Origin of the sequence: Pantoea sp. V106_11, from assembly GCF_029967885.1 — a bacterium.
GTDB classification, from domain to species: domain Bacteria; phylum Pseudomonadota; class Gammaproteobacteria; order Enterobacterales; family Enterobacteriaceae; genus Pantoea; species Pantoea ananatis.
The window spans coordinates 77,440-95,458 of the sequence record NZ_JASCAK010000029.1 but is presented as its reverse complement, the minus strand read 5'-3'; the positions used below and the strand labels follow the sequence as shown (position 1 = coordinate 95,458).

Annotated in this window: 15 protein-coding genes and 1 tRNA gene; 4 read left to right on the top strand and 12 right to left on the bottom strand. The window is 52.4% G+C overall.

All coding sequences use genetic code 11. The annotated features are described in order from the left end of the window. Window positions 1–2,779: 2,779 nt before the first annotated feature. Window positions 2,780–2,941: a hypothetical protein gene (locus QLG08_RS12730; protein ID WP_282472962.1), complete on the bottom strand. Its 162-nt coding sequence runs from the start codon at window positions 2,939–2,941 to the stop codon at window positions 2,780–2,782. 291 nt (window positions 2,942–3,232) lie between these two features. Beyond that, window positions 3,233–3,308, bottom strand: a tRNA-Phe gene (locus QLG08_RS12725). Window positions 3,309–3,602: 294 nt separating this feature from the next. Here QLG08_RS12725 and QLG08_RS12720 point away from each other — a divergent pair. Genes QLG08_RS12720 through QLG08_RS12705 form a run of 4 tightly spaced genes read left to right on the top strand, consistent with a single transcriptional unit; the run spans window position 3,603 to window position 6,519 of the window. Further along, window positions 3,603–4,832 carry a SpoIIE family protein phosphatase gene (locus QLG08_RS12720; protein ID WP_013027163.1) on the top strand — a complete coding sequence of 410 codons (1,230 nt, stop codon included), beginning with the start codon at window positions 3,603–3,605 and terminating at the stop codon, window positions 4,830–4,832. A gap of 16 nt (window positions 4,833–4,848) precedes the next feature. Next, window positions 4,849–5,415 (top strand): SiaB family protein kinase, encoded by a 567-nt coding sequence (locus QLG08_RS12715; RefSeq protein ID WP_014605071.1) that lies wholly within the window; start codon window positions 4,849–4,851, stop codon window positions 5,413–5,415. 10 nt (window positions 5,416–5,425) lie between these two features. Next, window positions 5,426–5,812 (top strand): DUF1987 domain-containing protein, encoded by a 387-nt coding sequence (locus tag QLG08_RS12710; protein WP_202945045.1) that lies wholly within the window; start codon window positions 5,426–5,428, stop codon window positions 5,810–5,812. Then, window positions 5,809–6,519, top strand: coding sequence for a GGDEF domain-containing protein (locus QLG08_RS12705; protein WP_029570648.1), 711 nt, complete (start codon window positions 5,809–5,811; stop codon window positions 6,517–6,519). The genes QLG08_RS12710 and QLG08_RS12705 overlap by 4 nt, the downstream gene beginning before the upstream one ends. Here QLG08_RS12705 and mrdA read toward each other — a convergent pair. From mrdA to prfC, 10 genes are all read right to left on the bottom strand, one after another. Continuing rightward, window positions 6,516–8,399, bottom strand: coding sequence for a penicillin-binding protein 2 (gene mrdA / locus QLG08_RS12700; RefSeq protein WP_014605069.1), 1,884 nt, complete (start codon window positions 8,397–8,399; stop codon window positions 6,516–6,518). The genes QLG08_RS12705 and mrdA overlap by 4 nt on opposite strands. 218 nt (window positions 8,400–8,617) lie before the next feature. After that, window positions 8,618–9,331, bottom strand: coding sequence for a purine-nucleoside phosphorylase (gene deoD, locus QLG08_RS12695; protein WP_200286801.1), 714 nt, complete (start codon window positions 9,329–9,331; stop codon window positions 8,618–8,620). A gap of 33 nt (window positions 9,332–9,364) precedes the next feature. Continuing rightward, complete coding sequence (gene deoB, locus QLG08_RS12690) at window positions 9,365–10,588, bottom strand: phosphopentomutase (protein ID WP_014605068.1); 1,224 nt, start codon at window positions 10,586–10,588, stop codon at window positions 9,365–9,367. Between the two features lie 94 nt (window positions 10,589–10,682). Further along, window positions 10,683–12,011 carry a thymidine phosphorylase gene (gene deoA / locus QLG08_RS12685; protein WP_015699531.1) on the bottom strand — a complete coding sequence of 443 codons (1,329 nt, stop codon included), beginning with the start codon at window positions 12,009–12,011 and terminating at the stop codon, window positions 10,683–10,685. A gap of 59 nt (window positions 12,012–12,070) precedes the next feature. Then, a complete protein-coding gene (gene deoC, locus QLG08_RS12680; protein ID WP_014605066.1) occupies window positions 12,071–12,850 on the bottom strand; it encodes a deoxyribose-phosphate aldolase in 780 nt (259 codons plus the stop codon). A 229-nt stretch (window positions 12,851–13,079) separates the two neighbouring features. After that, window positions 13,080–13,853, bottom strand: a complete 774-nt coding sequence (locus QLG08_RS12675; RefSeq protein WP_200286800.1) for a TatD family hydrolase — start codon at window positions 13,851–13,853, stop codon at window positions 13,080–13,082. Beyond that, window positions 13,850–14,899, bottom strand: coding sequence for a patatin family protein (locus QLG08_RS12670; RefSeq protein WP_014605064.1), 1,050 nt, complete (start codon window positions 14,897–14,899; stop codon window positions 13,850–13,852). The genes QLG08_RS12675 and QLG08_RS12670 overlap by 4 nt, the downstream gene beginning before the upstream one ends. A 239-nt stretch (window positions 14,900–15,138) precedes the next feature. Beyond that, the gene (locus QLG08_RS12665; RefSeq protein WP_003848537.1) at window positions 15,139–15,300 is read right to left on the bottom strand and encodes a DUF1328 domain-containing protein; all 162 of its coding nucleotides are present in this window, start codon (window positions 15,298–15,300) and stop codon (window positions 15,139–15,141) included. A gap of 99 nt (window positions 15,301–15,399) precedes the next feature. Continuing rightward, window positions 15,400–16,014 carry a molecular chaperone OsmY gene (gene osmY, locus QLG08_RS12660; RefSeq protein ID WP_014605063.1) on the bottom strand — a complete coding sequence of 205 codons (615 nt, stop codon included), beginning with the start codon at window positions 16,012–16,014 and terminating at the stop codon, window positions 15,400–15,402. A 255-nt stretch (window positions 16,015–16,269) separates the two neighbouring features. After that, window positions 16,270–17,856: a peptide chain release factor 3 gene (prfC, locus tag QLG08_RS12655; RefSeq protein ID WP_014594591.1), complete on the bottom strand. Its 1,587-nt coding sequence runs from the start codon at window positions 17,854–17,856 to the stop codon at window positions 16,270–16,272. Window positions 17,857–18,019: the final 163 nt, after the last annotated feature.

Below are 18,019 nucleotides of genomic sequence, written 5' to 3'. Positions count from 1 at the left end.
GTTTATTCAATACGCCTTTAAATTCTGGCTATCTGGTTTGGAGTATTTCGACACTGAAAATGCTTCAACATTAGTAATGTTAAACACTAACCGTGATTTATCACTGCCGTCACGCTTATGTCTGTGAACTATCTTATAGCTATCGCCCGACAATCTTATCAACTTAATTTATATTTCAATTTGTTAATCAAAGTGTAATCTTTTGTCAATTTTGCAAAAAAACCCTTAAAACCAACACTTTAAATTGTTAAACTTTAATTAAAATTAAATTTAATGGCGGCAATTCGATATTAAACATTAGAAAAAAGCAATCTTTTACACTTAGGATAGTCACCACAAAAAACATGTAACAGATGAAACTTATTCATGTTTTTAACTCTATGTATTTTCTGATGTAACTTTTAGTACGAAACAATTTGTTTCTTTTGTTAATAAACTTTGTTTTAATTTGTTTATACTCAAGCGTTCTCCGTGTGCCGCCACTTCCAAGTAAATGAGATTTATCTTATATCCGAGGTTAATTATCTTATCTCAAGCTCCACGATAATGACTTTTGGAAAATTGCTTAAGGCGGGGGATAAATTGATCTTACACGCCTCACTTTGACTGTTACTGAATCCCCTGTTTTCATCTTGGGTGATAAGATCCGCATTTTGGGACAGATAACGTTGGTGGCATTATTCGTTCATGGCATAACCGTTGAAAGCAGCCGAGTGAGTACGATCCTTCCATTCAGTACCGTGATATGTTTCCGGGTTTTTTCTTCGCTCAGCATAAATTCCCTTTCTGACGTTCTTCTTTATAGGTGTTGGGGCCGATATATAATAAATGGCCTGCCAGTTAGGTTTATCTCCCCAAGACTTAATCACCAGTATGTCTCTCTGAATATAAAGTTCATACAGCGGTCACTCAGCCTGGACCAGATTGCGCTCCGCACGCTTTACAGAACGCTCTCGACGTTCTACGGTTTGTATGTCCGTATCTCTCTCTGAATCCAGTAAGTTGATTTTACTATGCAAATTCTTCATAAACACTCCAGAGGCTTACCGGGCATAGTAAATTAGGTCGCGTTAATAAAGGGCTCAACGTAATGAATGTGTGCATGCTCTTCGCAGCACACATTCATAGTCAGCATTCTCCTTCATGGTTCTGAAGCACCGTACAATCCGGTGCCAGCTGACAGCTCTACTCCTCTTCAATGGGTGTCCCCGTATGAATCTGACTGAAAAGACGCTTCGTCCAGGCATCAGTGACTAGCTTAAGATCGGATGTGATATACATCGATTTAATAAAGCTCCTTTCCTTGTGGCGGAGCTACCAGCTATATCAGACGTGCGGCTAACCTCAATCGTCAGCCTGTTATTTCCCGCCCAGTTTCTGGACATGCAGTAATAGTTGCCGGGCTCTGCTGACCAGATGGTGCCCTCTAAAACGGCCGAGGCTGAGCAGTCTGTATTCTTTTGGCCGCTGTTATGCGCGGCCGCTACACCCGCGTCATAGACGAAGCCAAACTTTTCCTTCAGATGCACCACCGTATTGATCGGTACGAAAAGTGGGCCGTAAGCATCGTCGACCTGAAGATGCCACGCGGGTTCCCCCATGGCATCGTTAAATGCTTCAGTCCATAACGCGATATTTCGATCGTTCAAATCGAATACATGTCTGTAATCAGTGTGGACATCCCTTTTATGAATTAACATTCGAAATTATTTTTTCGGTTAAGAAGTTATTTTCAACAGCATTTCCGGCCATCTGGTGCGTAACATGCAATGCCACTGCCGGGAGAAAATTTCCAATTGCATCAGGGCAGGGCGCGGGCAGAATCTCTCAAAGGGACGCCTTTTAGCAGGTTGCGATTAAGTCAGCCCCACACCTTCAGGTAGCCCCTGAGTCTGACCCCAGGTAAGATGCAACCACAACTCGATTTCCCTCCGCTAACGAAACTCGAACACCTTCGACCAGTACTCTCTCACGCGCTGATGTATGAGCTCGACGGTAGGCTGCCAGAGGGGACAGATGAAAGGTGATGCATTTTCTGCGGCTCAGCATACAGAGCTTCTTGAGCAGCGGAGGAGTCCGTCAGTCAAATGATCTGAGCAGAAATAGCGTGGAGGCGGTAAACCGCCAATTAAGCGTGAATGAAGGTAATATGATGGACATTTCGTAAGACTTTGACGAGTCAGTTTCAGCCCTGGCACAATTAAAATTATTTTTGTGCTTTATCTTGTTTCCTACGTAACAAGAGGCTTAGCTTCACTAATCGGTTTTTTCATCAATATAAGAAACAGGAAAAACAGGTATAGAACGCACGCACCTCAATAAGCTAACCAAATCTTTCTGGATTAATATTATTATCAGTTTTTTATTGCTTTTAATTTTTCATCGGGTTCATTATTTTAGCTATATGATTAGCCCGTCCTTTGCACAAATAGATAACCCCCTTACCAAATCAAACCACTCCTCAAAATTAACATATAAGCTATAAAAAACAGTGTAGTGATACTCAGATAGCTTAAATAAATATGTATTTTACATGGACTAACAATTAAAAATTGAAATATATTTCAATAAATTAGTCAGCTTAGCAATAGCCTGCTCATTAACTGTAAAACTTCCTTATGCTTTTTGAGCAATTTACACTATTTCTTAGCTTCGTATGCCCGTCTTTTCTCGATCATTCTTATATAGAAATCATGAAATTCTTTATATTAGCTTTCTCTGATTTCTTTAGGAAGCATTTCACGAGATTTTGACCAGGCATCCAATTCCGACTTGCATTTTATGTATGCGTCGTCAACGATTTTTTGGCTGGAATTTTTGTGTTTATGAAAGGAATCGTATTGTCATTGAGGCATTCCACTTCGGGTGTCATAAAACCGGGAGTGTATGAGAATGCCAACGCAGGATATAAGATGCCTAAAAATAATGTACGTTTCATCATACAGCTTCCTGTTGCTGTTTGACCTGTTTGGTTATCTAGGGAATAATTCGCTTCTGCGGTATCTCATCAGCTCGCACACGGCGAAGCTGCATGTTGTGCAAGGCAATGACGAAAATGCGCCTCTGTGCCATCCCCGCCCATAGGCTTTCAGCATCACATAGTGAAAATGCCGACCATCGAAACCGTAAACCAGAACATTACGATCGCGTAAATCAACCTTACCCCAACAACATCACAGCGTTAAAGCCCCCAAACGCAAAAACCCCCGCCGAAGCGAGGGTTTCAAATTTGTGGTGCCCGAACCCGGAATCGAACCAGGGACACGGGGATTTTCAATCCCCTGCTCTACCGACTGAGCTATTCGGGCAACGGGGCGCATTAAACCTTAAGCAGGCCCCAGCGTCAAACGCTTTTCACAAAAATGAAATCAACTGACGGGTTTTCCATCAACAGGAAGGGGAACGGGCGAAAATTTAACAATCCGCCCAATCAACCGCCGGATTTTCGCGCTGCAGAACGCCCTCTGGCAGGCTATTTTTCGCTGCAATTTTGCTTTAACTGCGATTTATCGGCCCTCTTTTTACCAACCGTTTTTTTGCCATAAATCCGTCATCTGCGCTCATTACTCTAAGATTATTCCTGGACAATCAAGAGCCGCATCATGCAGTTACCCGCCTCTGTGAATACTGTGGTTTCCGCCTCAAGCCGTTATGACGCGCGGGTGTTATGCATTGAGGTCCCTTTTGTCAGTCCGGAAACAGATAACCGTGCCGTCATGGCACTCTTTGCCGAACACAAAGATCTGATCGGGTTGCCCGTAGTGGAAAACGGCAAGCCGTTCGGCATGATCAACCGCCACATCTTTTTGTCGCAGATGGCGCGCCCTTTCTTTCCCGAACTCTATGACCGCAAGAGCTGCATTGCCTTTATGGATAAGTTCCCGCTGGTGATTGACGTGGAAAATACGCTGGAAAGCGTTGCGCAGCAGGTCGTGGCCAACGGGGATAAGTCCGTCGCCGATGGGTTTATCCTGACGGAGAACGGGCACTATATCGGCATTGGCTTGGGGATCGATCTGATTCGCCGCGTCTCCGATTTACAGGCGCGCCAGCATCAGCAAATTTTACAAAGCATTGATTACGCGCGGGTCATTCAGGACGCGATGCTGGATCGTTCCAACCAGCTGATTGCCTCCCTGCTCGACGACTGGTGTTTGTACTGGCAGCCCCGAGACGGCGTGGGCGGCGATTACTACGCTTTTCACCGCCATGACAATGGCTGGCTGGCGGTCATCGCCGACTGCACGGGCCACGGAATTCCAGGCGCTTTTATGACGGTGATTTTGCAGTCTGCGCTGGAAAACGCGCTGCGCGAGGCCGATCTGCAGGCACCTGCCAGCATCCTGCATGCCCTTAATCACCATATTAAACAAACCCTGGGCCAGCTGAACGCCTCCCAGCAAACCTCACTCTCTAACGATGGCTGCGATGCCATCGTGATGTCAGTAGATACCGGGCTGCATCAGCTGCGCTGGGCCAGCGCCCGAACCCAGGCATTTATGCTCAGCAACATCAGCAATGAAATTATCTCGCTCAGTCAGGATCGCGTCGGCGTCGGCTATACCGATACGCCGGAAGACTATCACTGGCCTGAACAGAGCCTGGCGTTTAATCCGGGCGACATGCTGTTTGTCCTCACGGATGGCGTCACCGATCAACCAGGTGGCGAACGGAATATCATGTTTGGCAATAAGCGTATTCAGTCTCTGCTGATGCGCTATCAGCATTTGCCTATGGCGGAGTTATCGCTGGCGTTTCAGCAAGACTATTTAAGCTGGCAAGGTAATCAGGCGCGACGCGATGACGTCACCTGGTTTGGCTTTCGCTATTGACTGCACCGGGAAGAAAATGAAAAACGAGTCACTACGGGGTCTGCCCTTTAATACCGAATCGCAGTCCGGCCTTATTGCATTGCAGTATACCGGCTTTTTTTCACCGCAGAACATCACGGCGATGGGCGAAGTGGTCAAGCTGTTTCTGGAGAATCACGAGCGGTCGCAAAAAGTCAGGCGGCGGCTGTTCTCCAGCTTTGTCGAGATTGCGCAAAACATTCTGCGTTACTCGCAGGACAGCCGGGCGCTGAGCCACAACGATCAGCTGTATCGCTTTGGTTCATTGAGCCTGCGTTACGATGACGGTCGCTACTATCTGGAAAGCGCAAACCTGGTCGGCAGCGACGCCACTCATCAACTGCGCGGGGATCTGGATTCGCTCCGCGTGATGAATGCGGATGAAATTAAACAAGCTTACCGAAACCGGTTACGCGCTGAGAGTCCGGTCTGGAGCAAAGGCGCCAATATCGGCTTGCTTACCCTGGCGCGCGACGTCAGTGAACCGCTGGAGTATTGTTTCCAGCCACTGGAGGCCAGCGAGCTCTCTGCCTTTTGGCTTAAGGCCACTATCTGCCATGACTGAAGAAGCCCCTATGCAAATCATTCAACTTACCGCCACTGAATGTACGCCCGCCGTAGAGTTTGACTTTGCGGCGCACCGATTCTCCCTGCGGGGAGAATCCTGGCCAGAGAATGCCGCCGCCTTTTACCGTCCGCTGCAAAGCGCGCTGGAAAGCTGGCAGCCTCAGGCCAGCCAAGCGGCAGAGGTGAATATCGACCTGAGCTATTTCAACAGCTCAAGCACCAAGATGCTGTTTGGGCTGTTTGATCAGTTCAACAGGCTCGCGCAGAGCGGCTGCACGATCGTACTGAACTGGTTTTACGATGCCGAAGATGACGTGTCAGAAGAGTTTGGCGAAGAGCTGTCTCTGGATTTCACCGCGTTAACCGTGAAGCTGCATGCGGAACAGCGCCAATGACGCACCTCAATGAGCTGTTTCTGGAAGAAACCCAGGCACTCAATCAGGCCAGCCATGTCGCGGCGCAGCCTAGCCTGCAGGCTGAAGAGTATCGGCAGGCGCTGCTACAGCTCAACGGGCACTACCAGCGGCTGATGCGTGAAACCTATCGGTTAATCTCACGCAGCGATCGGGCAGAGCGTGAGCTGAACCGGGTAAATGAGCAACTGAACGAGCTGGCAACGGAACTGGAGTACAAAGCCACGCACGATCCCCTGACGGATGTCTGGAACCGCAGCGCCATTATTCAACGCATCAGCGATACGCTGGACCAGGCGCCGGCGGCCTTAATCATTCTTGATATCGACTTCTTTAAACGCATCAATGATGAATACGGTCATCCCGTCGGGGATAAGGTGATTTGCGAACTGGTACAACGTATTCAGCGTAATACGCCTGCCATCGCCAGCATCGGTCGAATCGGCGGTGAAGAGTTCACCATCATGCTGCCCAATACCTGGCTGGGCGATGCGGTTATCGTCGCCGGAGCCATTCTCGCCTCGCTGAACGCTTCGCCGTTAAATGCACTGCCGGAGCGGCTGGTCACGGCCAGCCTCGGCGTCAGCTGGGGCGCAGCAGGCACCCGGTTCGAAACGCTTTACACCCAGGCAGATGCCGCGCTGTACGATGCCAAAAAGCACGGGCGTAACCGGGTATTCTTCCGCTAGCCTGCCTGATGCTGTGCCACCTCAACGGGCGGCGGGGTGGTCGGCGGCAGGAAGATATGGTCAAGCAGCTTGCGCATCACCGGCGCGGCAACCACGCCTTCACTTCCGCCGTTTTCCAGAATCAACGCTACCGCAACTTTGGGGGCGCTGAAGGGCGCGAAGGCGGTATAAAACGTATGATCGCGCAGCCGTACCGGAATCATTTTGGCGTTGTAGGTCTGGTTTTCTTTCAGGCTGAACACCTGAGATGTCCCACTTTTCGCTGCAATGCCGTAAGGCGCGGTATGGAAATATTTATAGCCCGTCCCGTTCGGTGCGTTGGCCATGCCAAACATAGCGTGGCGCACTAATGACCAGTAGGGAGAATTCGGATCGCCAATCTGCGCCTGTGGCAGCTTAGGCTGATAGAGCTGAACCCGGGTGCCGAGCTGGGATTTTTCCAGTAAGTGCGGCGTAATCACCCGTCCATTATTAATCAAGGTTACCAGCGCCTTCACCATCTGAATCGGGGTCGCAATCCAGTAGCCCTGACCGATCCCCACCGACACCGTGTCCCCCTGATACCAGGGCTTTTTATGGACTTTCATTTTCCAGTCGCGGCTGGGTAGCAGGCCGCTGTACTCTTCGTTCAGATCGATGCCTGTGGAGCGGCCGTAACCAAATTTGCTGAGCATGGTGTGAATGCGATCGATGCCCATCATAAAGGCCACCTGATAGAAGAAGGTATCTGCAGACTCTTCGATCGCTTTGGTGACATCGAGCGTGCCGTGGCCGCTTTTTTTCCAGTCACGGTAGCGACGGTCGGTGCCCGGCAGCGTCCATGTTGGGCCGCCAAAAAAGGTGGTTTGCGGCGTAATCACATGGGTTAACAGGGCAGACATCGCCATATAGGGTTTGACGGTGGAGGCCGGGGGATACAGCCCCTGGGTGACACGGTTAATCAGCGGCAGGTTTTTATCCTGCAGCAGCGTCTTGTAGGCTTTATAGCTGATGCCCTTCACAAAAGGGTTGGGATCGTAGCTGGGGCTGGAAACCATCGCCAGTACGGATCCGTCATGGGGATCTTCCACCAGCAATGCGGCACGCTGTCCGGCCAGCAGGCTTTCCGCATACTGTTGCAGATGCAGGTCCAGCGTCAGGGTGATGTTCTTGCCTGCTACCGGCGGCACTTCTTTCAGCACCCGGACAATGCGGCCATGGTTATCCACTTCCACTTCCTGATAGCCCGGCTTACCGTGCAGCAGGGATTCGTAATAGCCTTCAATCCCCTGCTTACCGATGTTGTGGTCAGCCGCGTAGTTTTCAGCAATGCCTTCGGCATTCAGCCGCTTATAGTCGTTATCATTGATTTTAGAGACGTAGCCGACAACATGCGCCAGATCGGCCCCATAGGGATATTCCCTGTCCTGATAGGTATCAATGCTGACGCCGGTAAACCGGAACTGGTTGACTGAAAAGCGCGCCACCTCTTCGTCGGTAAGTTCCTCTTTGAGGATAACCGGTTTGTAGCGGCTGTTCTGCCGGAGATCGTGCTGAAAACGCGCAATGTCGTCCGGTGTCAAATCGATAAGCGGCGTGAGCTGGCGCAGCACGTCCTTCATATCGTCCACTTTATACGGGGTGATAGTGATGTCGTACCAGGTCACATTGCGCACCAGCGGAATCCCGTTACGGTCGAAAATCAGCCCGCGTGTGGGCGCGATAGGGATCATTTTGATATCGTTTTGGTTTGAGCGCGTCTGGTAATAGCTGTGATCGCGTACCTGCAGGCGATACAGGTTTAAACCCAGGATGGTGAAGCAGATGCAGACCAGCACAAATGCCATGGCGGCACGGCGTACAAACAACTTCTCTTCAGCGTCGAAATTTCGAAAATTCATCAGGCAGGTATTTTCAGTCTGGCATGTTGTTATTTATTGTTCGGCTTCATGATAGTGGCATAAGCGGTCCTTGCCAGTAGCAAGATGCACAAGCCTGATGAAAAGTGTGTCATTTGATGAGAATGTTGCGAAATGAGCGGGAAGCGTAAATCTTCTGACGCGCTCACCCGGCAACGTCGCGCTGCCGGGTGAGCAAGAGCATCAATGATGCGTGGAGATTAATCGCCCAGCAGCACAGATTCCAGCGCAATCTTAATCATGTCATTAAAGGTTGTCTGGCGCTCTGCGGCAGTCGTCTGCTCATGGGTACGGATATGATCGGACACGGTGCAGATCGTCAGCGCTTTCGCCCCAAATTCAGCAGCCACGCCGTAAATGCCGGCGGCTTCCATTTCCACACCGAGAATGCCGAACTTCTCCATTACGTCAAACATCTGCGGATCGGGCGTGTAGAACAGGTCGGCAGAGAAGATATTCCCTACGCGCGCGTCAACACCCAGATTTTTGGCCGCATCGACAGCGTTGCGCACCATATCGAAATCCGCAATCGCGGCAAAATCGTGATCCTTGAAACGCATACGATTCACTTTGGAATCGGTCGATGCGCCCATGCCGATCACGATATCACGCAGTTTCACGTCGGGACGCACGGCACCACAGGAACCCACGCGGATGATTTTCTTCACGCCGAAATCGGTGATCAGCTCTTTGGCGTAAATGGAGCAGGAGGGAATGCCCATGCCGTGGCCCATGACGGAGATTTTGCGGCCTTTATAAGTGCCGGTATAGCCCAGCATGCCGCGCACGTTGTTCACCTCAACGGCATCTTCCAGAAAGGTTTCTGCAATGTGCTTCGCACGCAGCGGATCGCCCGGCATCAGTACGACGTCTGCGAAATCACCCATTTCTGCATTAATGTGAGGAGTTGCCATAATTCTCTATCCTTTTTAAAAATTTCGCTGTTTTTACAGCATGTTCTTGCCGTAGTCCATGGGGGACAGGTCAAAATAGTGCGCGATCGTCTGGCCGATATCGGCAAAGGTGTCGCGATAGCCCAGCGATCCCGGCTCAACCTTCGGTCCGTAAATCAGGATCGGAATATGCTCGCGTGTGTGTTCCGTGCCTTCCCAGGTCGGGTCACAGCCGTGGTCGGCGGTGAGGATCAAAATATCATCCTCTTTGACCAGTTCCATGAGCTCTGGCAAACGGCGGTCAAACAGCTCCAGGCCGCCCGCATAACCCGCAACGTCGCGGCGATGGCCCCAAGTGGAATCGAAGTCGACAAAGTTGGTGAACACAATCGCCTGATCCGGCGCAGTTTTCATTTCCTGAATGGTCGCATCAAACAGCGCGTCCAGACCGGTGGCTTTCACTTTTTTAGTGATGCCCTGCTCAGCATAGATATCGGCAATTTTACCAACCGAAATCACATGACCGCCCTTCTCGTCCACCAGCTTCTTCAGCATGGTCGGCGATGGCGGCTCAACGGCCAGATCGTGACGGTTGCCGGTGCGCTCGAAGCTGCCTGCTTTGTCGCCCACAAACGGCCGGGCAATCACGCGACCAATGTTGTAGCCGCCTTCGGTCAGCTCTTCACGCGCAATTTCACAAAGTTCATACAACCGCTCCAGCCCGAAGGTTTCTTCGTGGCAGGCGATCTGGAATACGGAGTCCGCCGAGGTGTAGAAAATCGGCTTGCCAGAGTGCATGTGCTCTTCGCCCAACTGGTCGAGGATTACCGTACCGGATGAGTGGCAGTTGCCGAGATAGCCGGGTAAACCGGCGCGTTCCACCAGCTTGTCCAGCAGCGCCTGCGGGAAGCTGTTCTGCTTATCGCTGAAGTATCCCCAGTCAAACAGAACAGGCACGCCGGCGATTTCCCAGTGGCCAGACGGCGTATCTTTGCCCGATGAAAGCTCACTGGCGTAAGCATAGGCGCCCGTGATCTTCGCCTCAGGATCCAGCCCCGCAGGAAAACGACCAGTAGACAGCTCAGCCGCTTTGCCCAGGCCCAGCGCGGTCAGATTAGGTAAGTGCAGCGGCCCTTTACGGCCCTTATCCGCCTGACCGTTAAAGCAGGCTTCTGCGATATGACCTAACGTATCTGAACCTGCATCACCGAATTTATCGGCATCTTTGCTGGCGCCGATTCCAAACGAATCCAGCACCATAATAAAAGCACGTTTCATGCCAGTCTCCTGCGCCAAAAGCGCGCGACAAGTCAAAAAAAAGCGATCAGATCAGTATACCTGAATCCGGGACGGTATAAAGGGGTTCCCTGCGTCAGCCTGCCTCAGTGACGCGGCGATACACGACAGGCGTGGCTGCCGGGGCGCGTTCACCCAAGGTAATCGCGGCTTTTACGGCGGCAGCGGCCTGTTGCCAGTGCGCTTCGCTGCTGGCATGGATGACCGCCAGCGGACGTGAAGCATCCACCTGCTCGCCCAGGGTGATCATGTCGCTCAGGCCCACGCTGTAATCGATGGCATCACTGGCGCGCTGGCGTCCACCGCCCATCGCCACCACCGCCATGCCCAGCGCGCGGGTATCCATATGCGTAACACAGCCTGCCCGGTCGGCATAAACCGCTTTGCTCATCGTTGGCGCAGGTAAATAGCTGTCGTAGCGCTCAACAAAATCGGTCGGGCCCTTCTGCGCCGCCACCATGCGGGCAAACACCTCTGCGGCCTTGCCGTTATCCAGCACCGTCATGAGTTTTTCGCGTGCCTCAGCCTCATTTTCCGCCAGTTTGCCGGAGATCAGCATTTCGCTGCACAGCGCCAAAGTGACTTCCAGCAGGCGCGGGTTACGCTGCGCACCGGTCAGGAAGCGCACTGCTTCGCGCACTTCCAGCGCGTTACCGGCCGTGGAGGCCAGCACCTGGTTCATATCCGTTAACAGCGCCGTGGTGCGACAGCCCGCGCCGTTGGCGACGCCAACAATGGCCTGCGCCAGATTTTCAGAGGCTTCATACGTGGGCATAAATGCCCCGGAGCCGACTTTGACATCCATCACCAGCGCATCCAGCCCTTCGGCCAGCTTTTTCGCCAGAATCGAGGCGGTGATCAGCGGAATCGAATCCACGGTGGCCGTGATGTCGCGCGTGGCGTAAAAGCGTTTGTCCGCCGGAGCCAGGGAGTTGGTTTGGCCAATAATTGCCACGCCAACCTGCTTTATGGTCTGGCGAAAGTGGTCATCACTGGGGAAAATGTCAAACCCGGGAATCGCTTCCAGCTTGTCCAAGGTGCCGCCGGTGTGCCCCAGCCCGCGACCTGAGATCATCGGGATATAGCCGCCACAGGCGGCCACCATCGGCCCCAGCATCAACGAGGTGACATCGCCGACGCCGCCGGTGGAGTGCTTATCGACCACCGGCCCGTTCAGATTCAGGGATTTCCAGTTCAGCACGGTGCCTGAGTCACGCATCGCCATCGTCAGGGCAACCCGCTCCGGCAGCGACATATCGTGAAAATAAATGGTCATTGCCAGCGCGGCAATTTGTCCTTCCGAAACGCTGTTATCACGCACGCCGTTAATGAAGAAACGAATCTCGTCTTCACTCAGCGCGTGGCCGTCACGTTTTTTTCGAATGATTTCTTGTGCAAGGTACAAAGTCGCCCCCTTACGTCAGGGAAAGAGGAGAAAAGGCGGCAAGATGCCGCCCGGAGATATCAGTAGCCTGACTGACGGGTATCGCTGCTGTGTCCAAGGGTGTTCAGCAGGTTTGCCAGCAGGCTGGAAGCGCCAAAACGGAAGTGGCGTGCGTCAGCCCAGTCGGCACCCAGCGTATCTTCAGCCAGTTGCAGATAGATGGCGGCATCTTCAGCGGTACGCACGCCGCCAGCCGGTTTAAAGCCAACCTGCGCTTTCACACCTTTATCGCGGATCACGCTCATCATGATCTGCGCCACTTCGGGCGTTGCATTCACGGGCACTTTACCGGTTGAGGTTTTGATAAAGTCCGCTCCGGCATCAATGGCAATTTCAGAGGCCTGACGGATCAGCGCTTCCTGCTTCAGCTCACCGGTTTCAATAATCACTTTCAGCAGTACATCCGCTTCCGCACAGGCTGTTTTGCAGGCTTTAACCAGATCAAAGCCCACCTGAGTATTGCCAGCCATCAGCGCGCGATAAGGGAAAACCACGTCCACTTCGTCAGCACCGTAGGCGATAGCGGCACGGGTTTCAGCCAGTGCGATCTCGATGTCGTCATTGCCGTGGGGGAAGTTGGTGACGGTGGCAATACGCACGTCCGGCGTGCCCTGCTCACGCAGCGTTTTGCGAGCAATGGGAATAAAACGCGGATAAATGCAGATGGCGGCGGTATTGCCCACCGGGGATTTCGCCTGGTGACAGAGTGCGATCACTTTCTCATCGGTGTCATCTTCATTCAGGGTGGTTAAATCCATCAGTTTCAGCGCGCGTAGAGCCTGCTGTTTGATATCAGTCATAACAATCTCCAGGACAAGGGGTGAATTATTATCCACCCATATGTGATAATAATAACAATTCGGAGCCGGTGAATATGTGCCATTCGTCACATCGAAATATGAAACAACTGCAATATTTCAAATTAAAGTTGATTCAGTCACGAAATCAGGCGAAGTGAAGCCCGTATAAGCCCACGACGGGAATGTTACTATTATAACATTTTGTGAGAAGAAGGGTAAACGGGCGACATCAGGAAAGGCGAAAAAGTCTGTGGCTGTTGTGCCATAGCGCATCGGCAATGACCTCTGGCGCTTCTTCACGCAGTTCACACAGCACCTGCCACACCTGAAAAGCGCGCTCTGGTCGGTTGGGCTGGCCCTGAAAACCGTTCAGCGGCATATCGGGGGCATCCGTTTCCAGCAACAAGGATGAAAGCGGTAACTGTGCGATGGTCTGTCGGGTTTTACTGGCGCGCGGATAGGTAATGGTGCCGCCCACGCCAATCGCATAGCCAAGTTTGATAAAAGCCTGGGCCTGCTGCAGGCTACCGGCAAAACCATGAACCACGCCACGGCGCGAGAGATCGTGACGGCGCAGATGCAGCGCCAGCTGATCGTGCGTTCGACGCGAGTGCAGGATCACCGGCAGATCGTAACGTTTAGCCAGCTTCAGCTGCGCATCCAGAAAATGTTTCTGCTTGTCGAACTGCGGATCGTCCCGATAAAGATCCAAACCGATCTCACCTAACGCTACCAGCTTAGCGGGCGGCTTTATCAACCGGGCTTCCAGCTCGCTAAGATGCGATTCCTGATGATGTTCAATAACAATCGGATGCAGCCCCAGCGCAGCATAAAGGGCGGGATGCGCGTGAGCCAGCTGGCAGACCGTTGCAAAGCGTCCCGCGTCTATCGAGGGCACGATAATTTTTTCAACGCCGGACTGGGCGGCCCGGGCAAGACTTTCCGCCGCCTGCCCGACGAAGGGCGGAAAATCAAAGTGGCAATGGGTATCCACAAACCTCATGCCAGCGAGCCTTCATTCCAGGCGTCGTCATTGCCCGCCAGCGGCGTAACGATCGCCCCACTGTTGGGTTCATTCGCCACCGGCGCGGCAGGCGTAACGATATCCAGCCCTGTTTGCGGCTCGGCATCGCTCAGCCACTGGCCCAGCGTCGCCATAAAATAGCGGCCACAGCGGCGTCCCAGGTGGTAATCCTGGTTAAGCGAGGCGATCCGGCTGCCTAACGCGTTACTGGCCAGCACGCGCGGTGGGAAAATTTCAATGATGCGTAAATCCCCTGGCGGTGACTCAATAAACTGCTGCGTTTCCCGATAGGTCTGCTCATGATGATGCAGGATAGTGAGCATCGGCTGCAGCGCACCGCCGCTAAACCAGCGTTCCATACGCGTTATCCAGCGTGGCGTATCGAACATCTGTGAGGGTACGGTACGGATCACCACGATCGTATCTGCGCCACGTTTGGCCGCCTCACGCACGGGTATAGCATCACTGACGCCACCGTCCAGATAGCTGATGCCTTCCAGATCCACCCCCAGGCGATAAAAGCCCGGAATGGCGCTGGATGCCTTAATGATTTCCAGCCAGTTATCACTGGTGGGCGCAAAATAACTGGGCGCATAGTCATCACTGCGGCAGGCACACATATAGAATTCGCGCCCGCTGGAAAACAGGGTTTCGGCACTGCTCATCGCCAGGGGGAATTCGCTTCGGGTGATGTCGATTAACCAGTCGAGATCGATAAGATTGCCGCCGCGTAAGAAACGCAGCGGATCGAAAAACTGCTTGCTGGTCGTATAGCGGGTGATCACCCGGCGCGCGTAGCCCGGCTGCGCGCAGACAAAGGCAGACAGATTCTGTGCCCCGGCAGACGTGCCAAGCAAAAGCTGGAAAGGGTTGAATTTAGCCCGCTGAAACTCATCTAATACGCCGGCGGTGAAGATGCCGCGTTGACCGCCACCCTCGCACACTAAGGCGATTTTCCTGGCTTTAAAAGGTGTGAGAGCAAGGGGTTCAATCGCCCCAAGCGTCACGGGAATACGTATACCCAATGTACCGACCTCAGATTGGGTTCCCGATAGGCAAATGTAGGGAATGCAGGGATTAGAATTGTGAAAGGATACTAGCACGGAGAACCAGCTACGTTGTCCATAAATTGTGCTATTGGCGTTGCGCCGTTTAACACATCGTTGCGAATATGAAGCATCCTTTGCCTCACAATAACATTCGCACAAATAACTGGTCTCCGTTTGATGCTGACTACGCCAGCATCAAACAGTCTGGGTCATCGCTATAGCTTTTTACGGCCAGTGAACAAGCTGATGAGGAACAGAATAATACCCACCACGAATACGACTTTAGCTGCCCAGGCTGCGGTACCGGCAAGGCCACCAAAACCTAATGCAGCAGCGATCAGTGCGATCACCAGAAAAATAATGCCCCAACGAAACATAAGCCTCTCCTTAACCATTTTAATATTGAACTGCTTGTTTCATCCCACGATGGGTATTTTTATCAGTGCGACTTCCGGAAGAAGCCGCACCGGGTCGTGTTAAGACTTGACCTTCAGGTCATTTTTAACACTTTTTACGCCTTCGATAGCTTTAGCGATGCTTTCGGCACGGTCAGACTGTGCCTGATTCGCCACTTCACCTGAAAGCTGAACCACACCGTCGGTGGTTTCCACTTTCACGTTACGTGAAGGAACCATGTCATCTGCTAATAGCTTAGCTTTAATTTCGCTGGTTGTGGCAGCGTCACCGGCATAACCTTTCATTGACTGTTTTTTCGCGTCTTTCACGTGCAGCTTGTCGCTGACTGATTTAACGCCTTCAACTTTTTTCACCACGGCCACGGCTTTCTCAGCCTGATCTTGTGAGGTCACAAAGCCGCTCAGGGTAACAACGCCCTGATGGGTTTTGACAGAAATGTCGGTGCTTTTGATGGAGTCGTCATCAACCAGGGCCGCTTTTGCTTTAGCCGTCACGGCGCTGTCATCCATAAAGCCGCCCACTTTCTTCATTGAGCTGTCAATTTTTGCACCGGCGCTGTCAGCCGTTTGTGAGGCTTTCTGAGACGCGGATTCCTCTGCAAATGCGCTTCCGCTCAGCAGAGCAGTACCGATCATCGCAGCCATCAATGTTTTAGTAATCTTAGTTGTGTGCATCGATATCATCCTTCTATCTGTTAACTCGCCCAAAACTGTGGGCGCAAGAGCAGCAAACAGTGCTGCTGCGGCACTGGACGCGGGGAGAATAAGTCTCTTAAACCGTCCGATGAAGTAATCATAGTCGGGATTTAGAGTTTTGCTCGGGTAACTGGTTGATCGTGCGTCAAAAGAGAGGAAAAGGCGCGTTTTAGGAGGGTTCTGTATCCGTTGAAACAGGGCCATTCCGTGCTGGAATGGCCCTGAAAGCACGAATTAGTGCTCGCGGGTTTTACGGAATGTCACATCAGGATAGCGTTCCTGAGTAATATTCAGATTCACCATGGTGGGAGCGATATAGGTCAGGTTATCACCGCCATCCAGCGCGAGGTTCACCTCATTTTTACGCTGGAAATCTTCGAACTTTTTGGCATCGCTGCACTCGACCCAACGTGCCGTAGAAACGTTAATCGCCTCATAGATGGCTTCAACGTTGTATTCGCTTTTCAGACGCGCGACGACCACGTCAAACTGCAGGACACCAACTGCTCCCACAATCAGGTCGTTATTGTGAACCGGACGGAACACCTGAACCGCGCCCTCTTCCGACAGCTGGACCAGCCCTTTCAGCAGTTGCTTTTGCTTCAGCGGATCGCGCAGGCGAATACGGCGGAACAGTTCTGGCGCGAAGTTCGGAATACCGGTGAACTTCATGTTCTCACCCTGGGTAAAGGTGTCGCCGATCTGAATCGTGCCGTGGTTGTGCAAGCCGATGATATCGCCCGGATAGGCTTCTTCTACGTGCGAACGGTCGCCCGCCATAAAGGTTAACGCATCAGAAATCACGACGTCTTTGCCAGTGCGCACCTGGCGCAGCTTCATGCCTTTTTCATAACGGCCTGATACCACGCGCATAAACGCCACGCGGTCACGGTGCTTGGGATCCATGTTAGCCTGAATCTTGAACACGAAACCGGTAAATTTCTCTTCTTTTGCCTCAACCTGGCGGGTATCGGTCTGGCGCGGCATGGGGCGCGGCGCCCACTCCACCAGGCCATCCAGCATATGATCAACGCCAAAGTTACCCAGCGCAGTACCAAAGAACACCGGAGAGAGCTGACCGCTAAGGAAAGCCTCTTTTTCGAATTCGTGCGAGGCGCCCTGCACCAGTTCCAGCTCTTCACGCAGCTGTGCGGCCAGCTCTTCGCCGACGGCCGCGTCGAGGTCTGGGTTGTTCAGGCCTTTAACGATGCGCACTTCCTGGATGGTGTGCCCTTTACCGGTCTGATAGAGATAAGTTTCATCGTTATAAAGGTGATAAACCCCTTTAAACAACTTACCGCAGCCTATTGGCCATGTGATGGGCGCACAGGCGATTTTTAACTCGCTTTCCACTTCATCCAGCAGTTCCATCGGATCGCGGATGTCACGGTCGAGTTTGTTCATAAAGGTCAGGATCGGCGTATCGCGCAGGCGCGTCACTTCCATCAGCTTACGGGTACGATCTTCAACGCCTTTCGCTGCGTCGATCACCATCAGGCAGCAGTCAACGGCGGTCAGCGTACGATAGGTATCTTCAGAGAAGTCTTCGTGCCCCGGCGTATCCAGCAGGTTTACCAGGCTGTCACGATAGGGAAACTGCATAACTGACGTCGTGATTGAAATACCACGCTGCTTTTCCATCTCCATCCAGTCAGACTTCGCATGCTGGTTGGAGCCGCGGCCTTTTACCGTACCGGCGGTCTGGATCGCCTGTCCGAACAGCAGGACTTTTTCGGTAATTGTGGTTTTACCGGCATCCGGGTGCGAGATAATCGCGAAGGTGCGGCGGCGTGCCACCTCTTCTAAAAAGGGATTAGACATGAGTGAATTCTTCTCAACGTAGCCACGCGCTAACAGGCGCGGCAGATAAATCACGGTGGCCGGCAGAACCTTACCGGCGGATAAACGGTGCCAAATGCGACTTTATGTCGTCGCGGGGTGAGCGCAAAGTTACATTGGCGTGCTTCCGGTTACCTGGTCAACT

Bases quoted from the DNA above. Each gene is read 5' to 3' on its own strand.
- mrdA (WP_014605069.1), bottom strand. From the start codon at position 8,399: ATGAATTTTCGAAATTTCGACGCTGAAGAGAAGTTGTTTGTACGCCGT.
- osmY (WP_014605063.1), bottom strand. From the start codon at position 16,014: ATGCACACAACTAAGATTACTAAAACATTGATGGCTGCGATGATCGGT.
- deoC (WP_014605066.1), bottom strand. From the start codon at position 12,850: ATGACTGATATCAAACAGCAGGCTCTACGCGCGCTGAAACTGATGGAT.
- QLG08_RS12720 (WP_013027163.1), top strand. From the start codon at position 3,603: ATGCAGTTACCCGCCTCTGTGAATACTGTGGTTTCCGCCTCAAGCCGT.
- QLG08_RS12675 (WP_200286800.1), bottom strand. From the start codon at position 13,853: ATGAGGTTTGTGGATACCCATTGCCACTTTGATTTTCCGCCCTTCGTC.
- QLG08_RS12705 (WP_029570648.1), top strand. From the start codon at position 5,809: ATGACGCACCTCAATGAGCTGTTTCTGGAAGAAACCCAGGCACTCAAT.
- QLG08_RS12715 (WP_014605071.1), top strand. From the start codon at position 4,849: ATGAAAAACGAGTCACTACGGGGTCTGCCCTTTAATACCGAATCGCAG.
- deoB (WP_014605068.1), bottom strand. From the start codon at position 10,588: ATGAAACGTGCTTTTATTATGGTGCTGGATTCGTTTGGAATCGGCGCC.
- QLG08_RS12730 (WP_282472962.1), bottom strand. From the start codon at position 2,941: ATGATGAAACGTACATTATTTTTAGGCATCTTATATCCTGCGTTGGCA.
- QLG08_RS12710 (WP_202945045.1), top strand. From the start codon at position 5,426: ATGCAAATCATTCAACTTACCGCCACTGAATGTACGCCCGCCGTAGAG.
- QLG08_RS12665 (WP_003848537.1), bottom strand. From the start codon at position 15,300: ATGTTTCGTTGGGGCATTATTTTTCTGGTGATCGCACTGATCGCTGCT.
- prfC (WP_014594591.1), bottom strand. From the start codon at position 17,856: ATGTCTAATCCCTTTTTAGAAGAGGTGGCACGCCGCCGCACCTTCGCG.
- deoD (WP_200286801.1), bottom strand. From the start codon at position 9,331: ATGGCAACTCCTCACATTAATGCAGAAATGGGTGATTTCGCAGACGTC.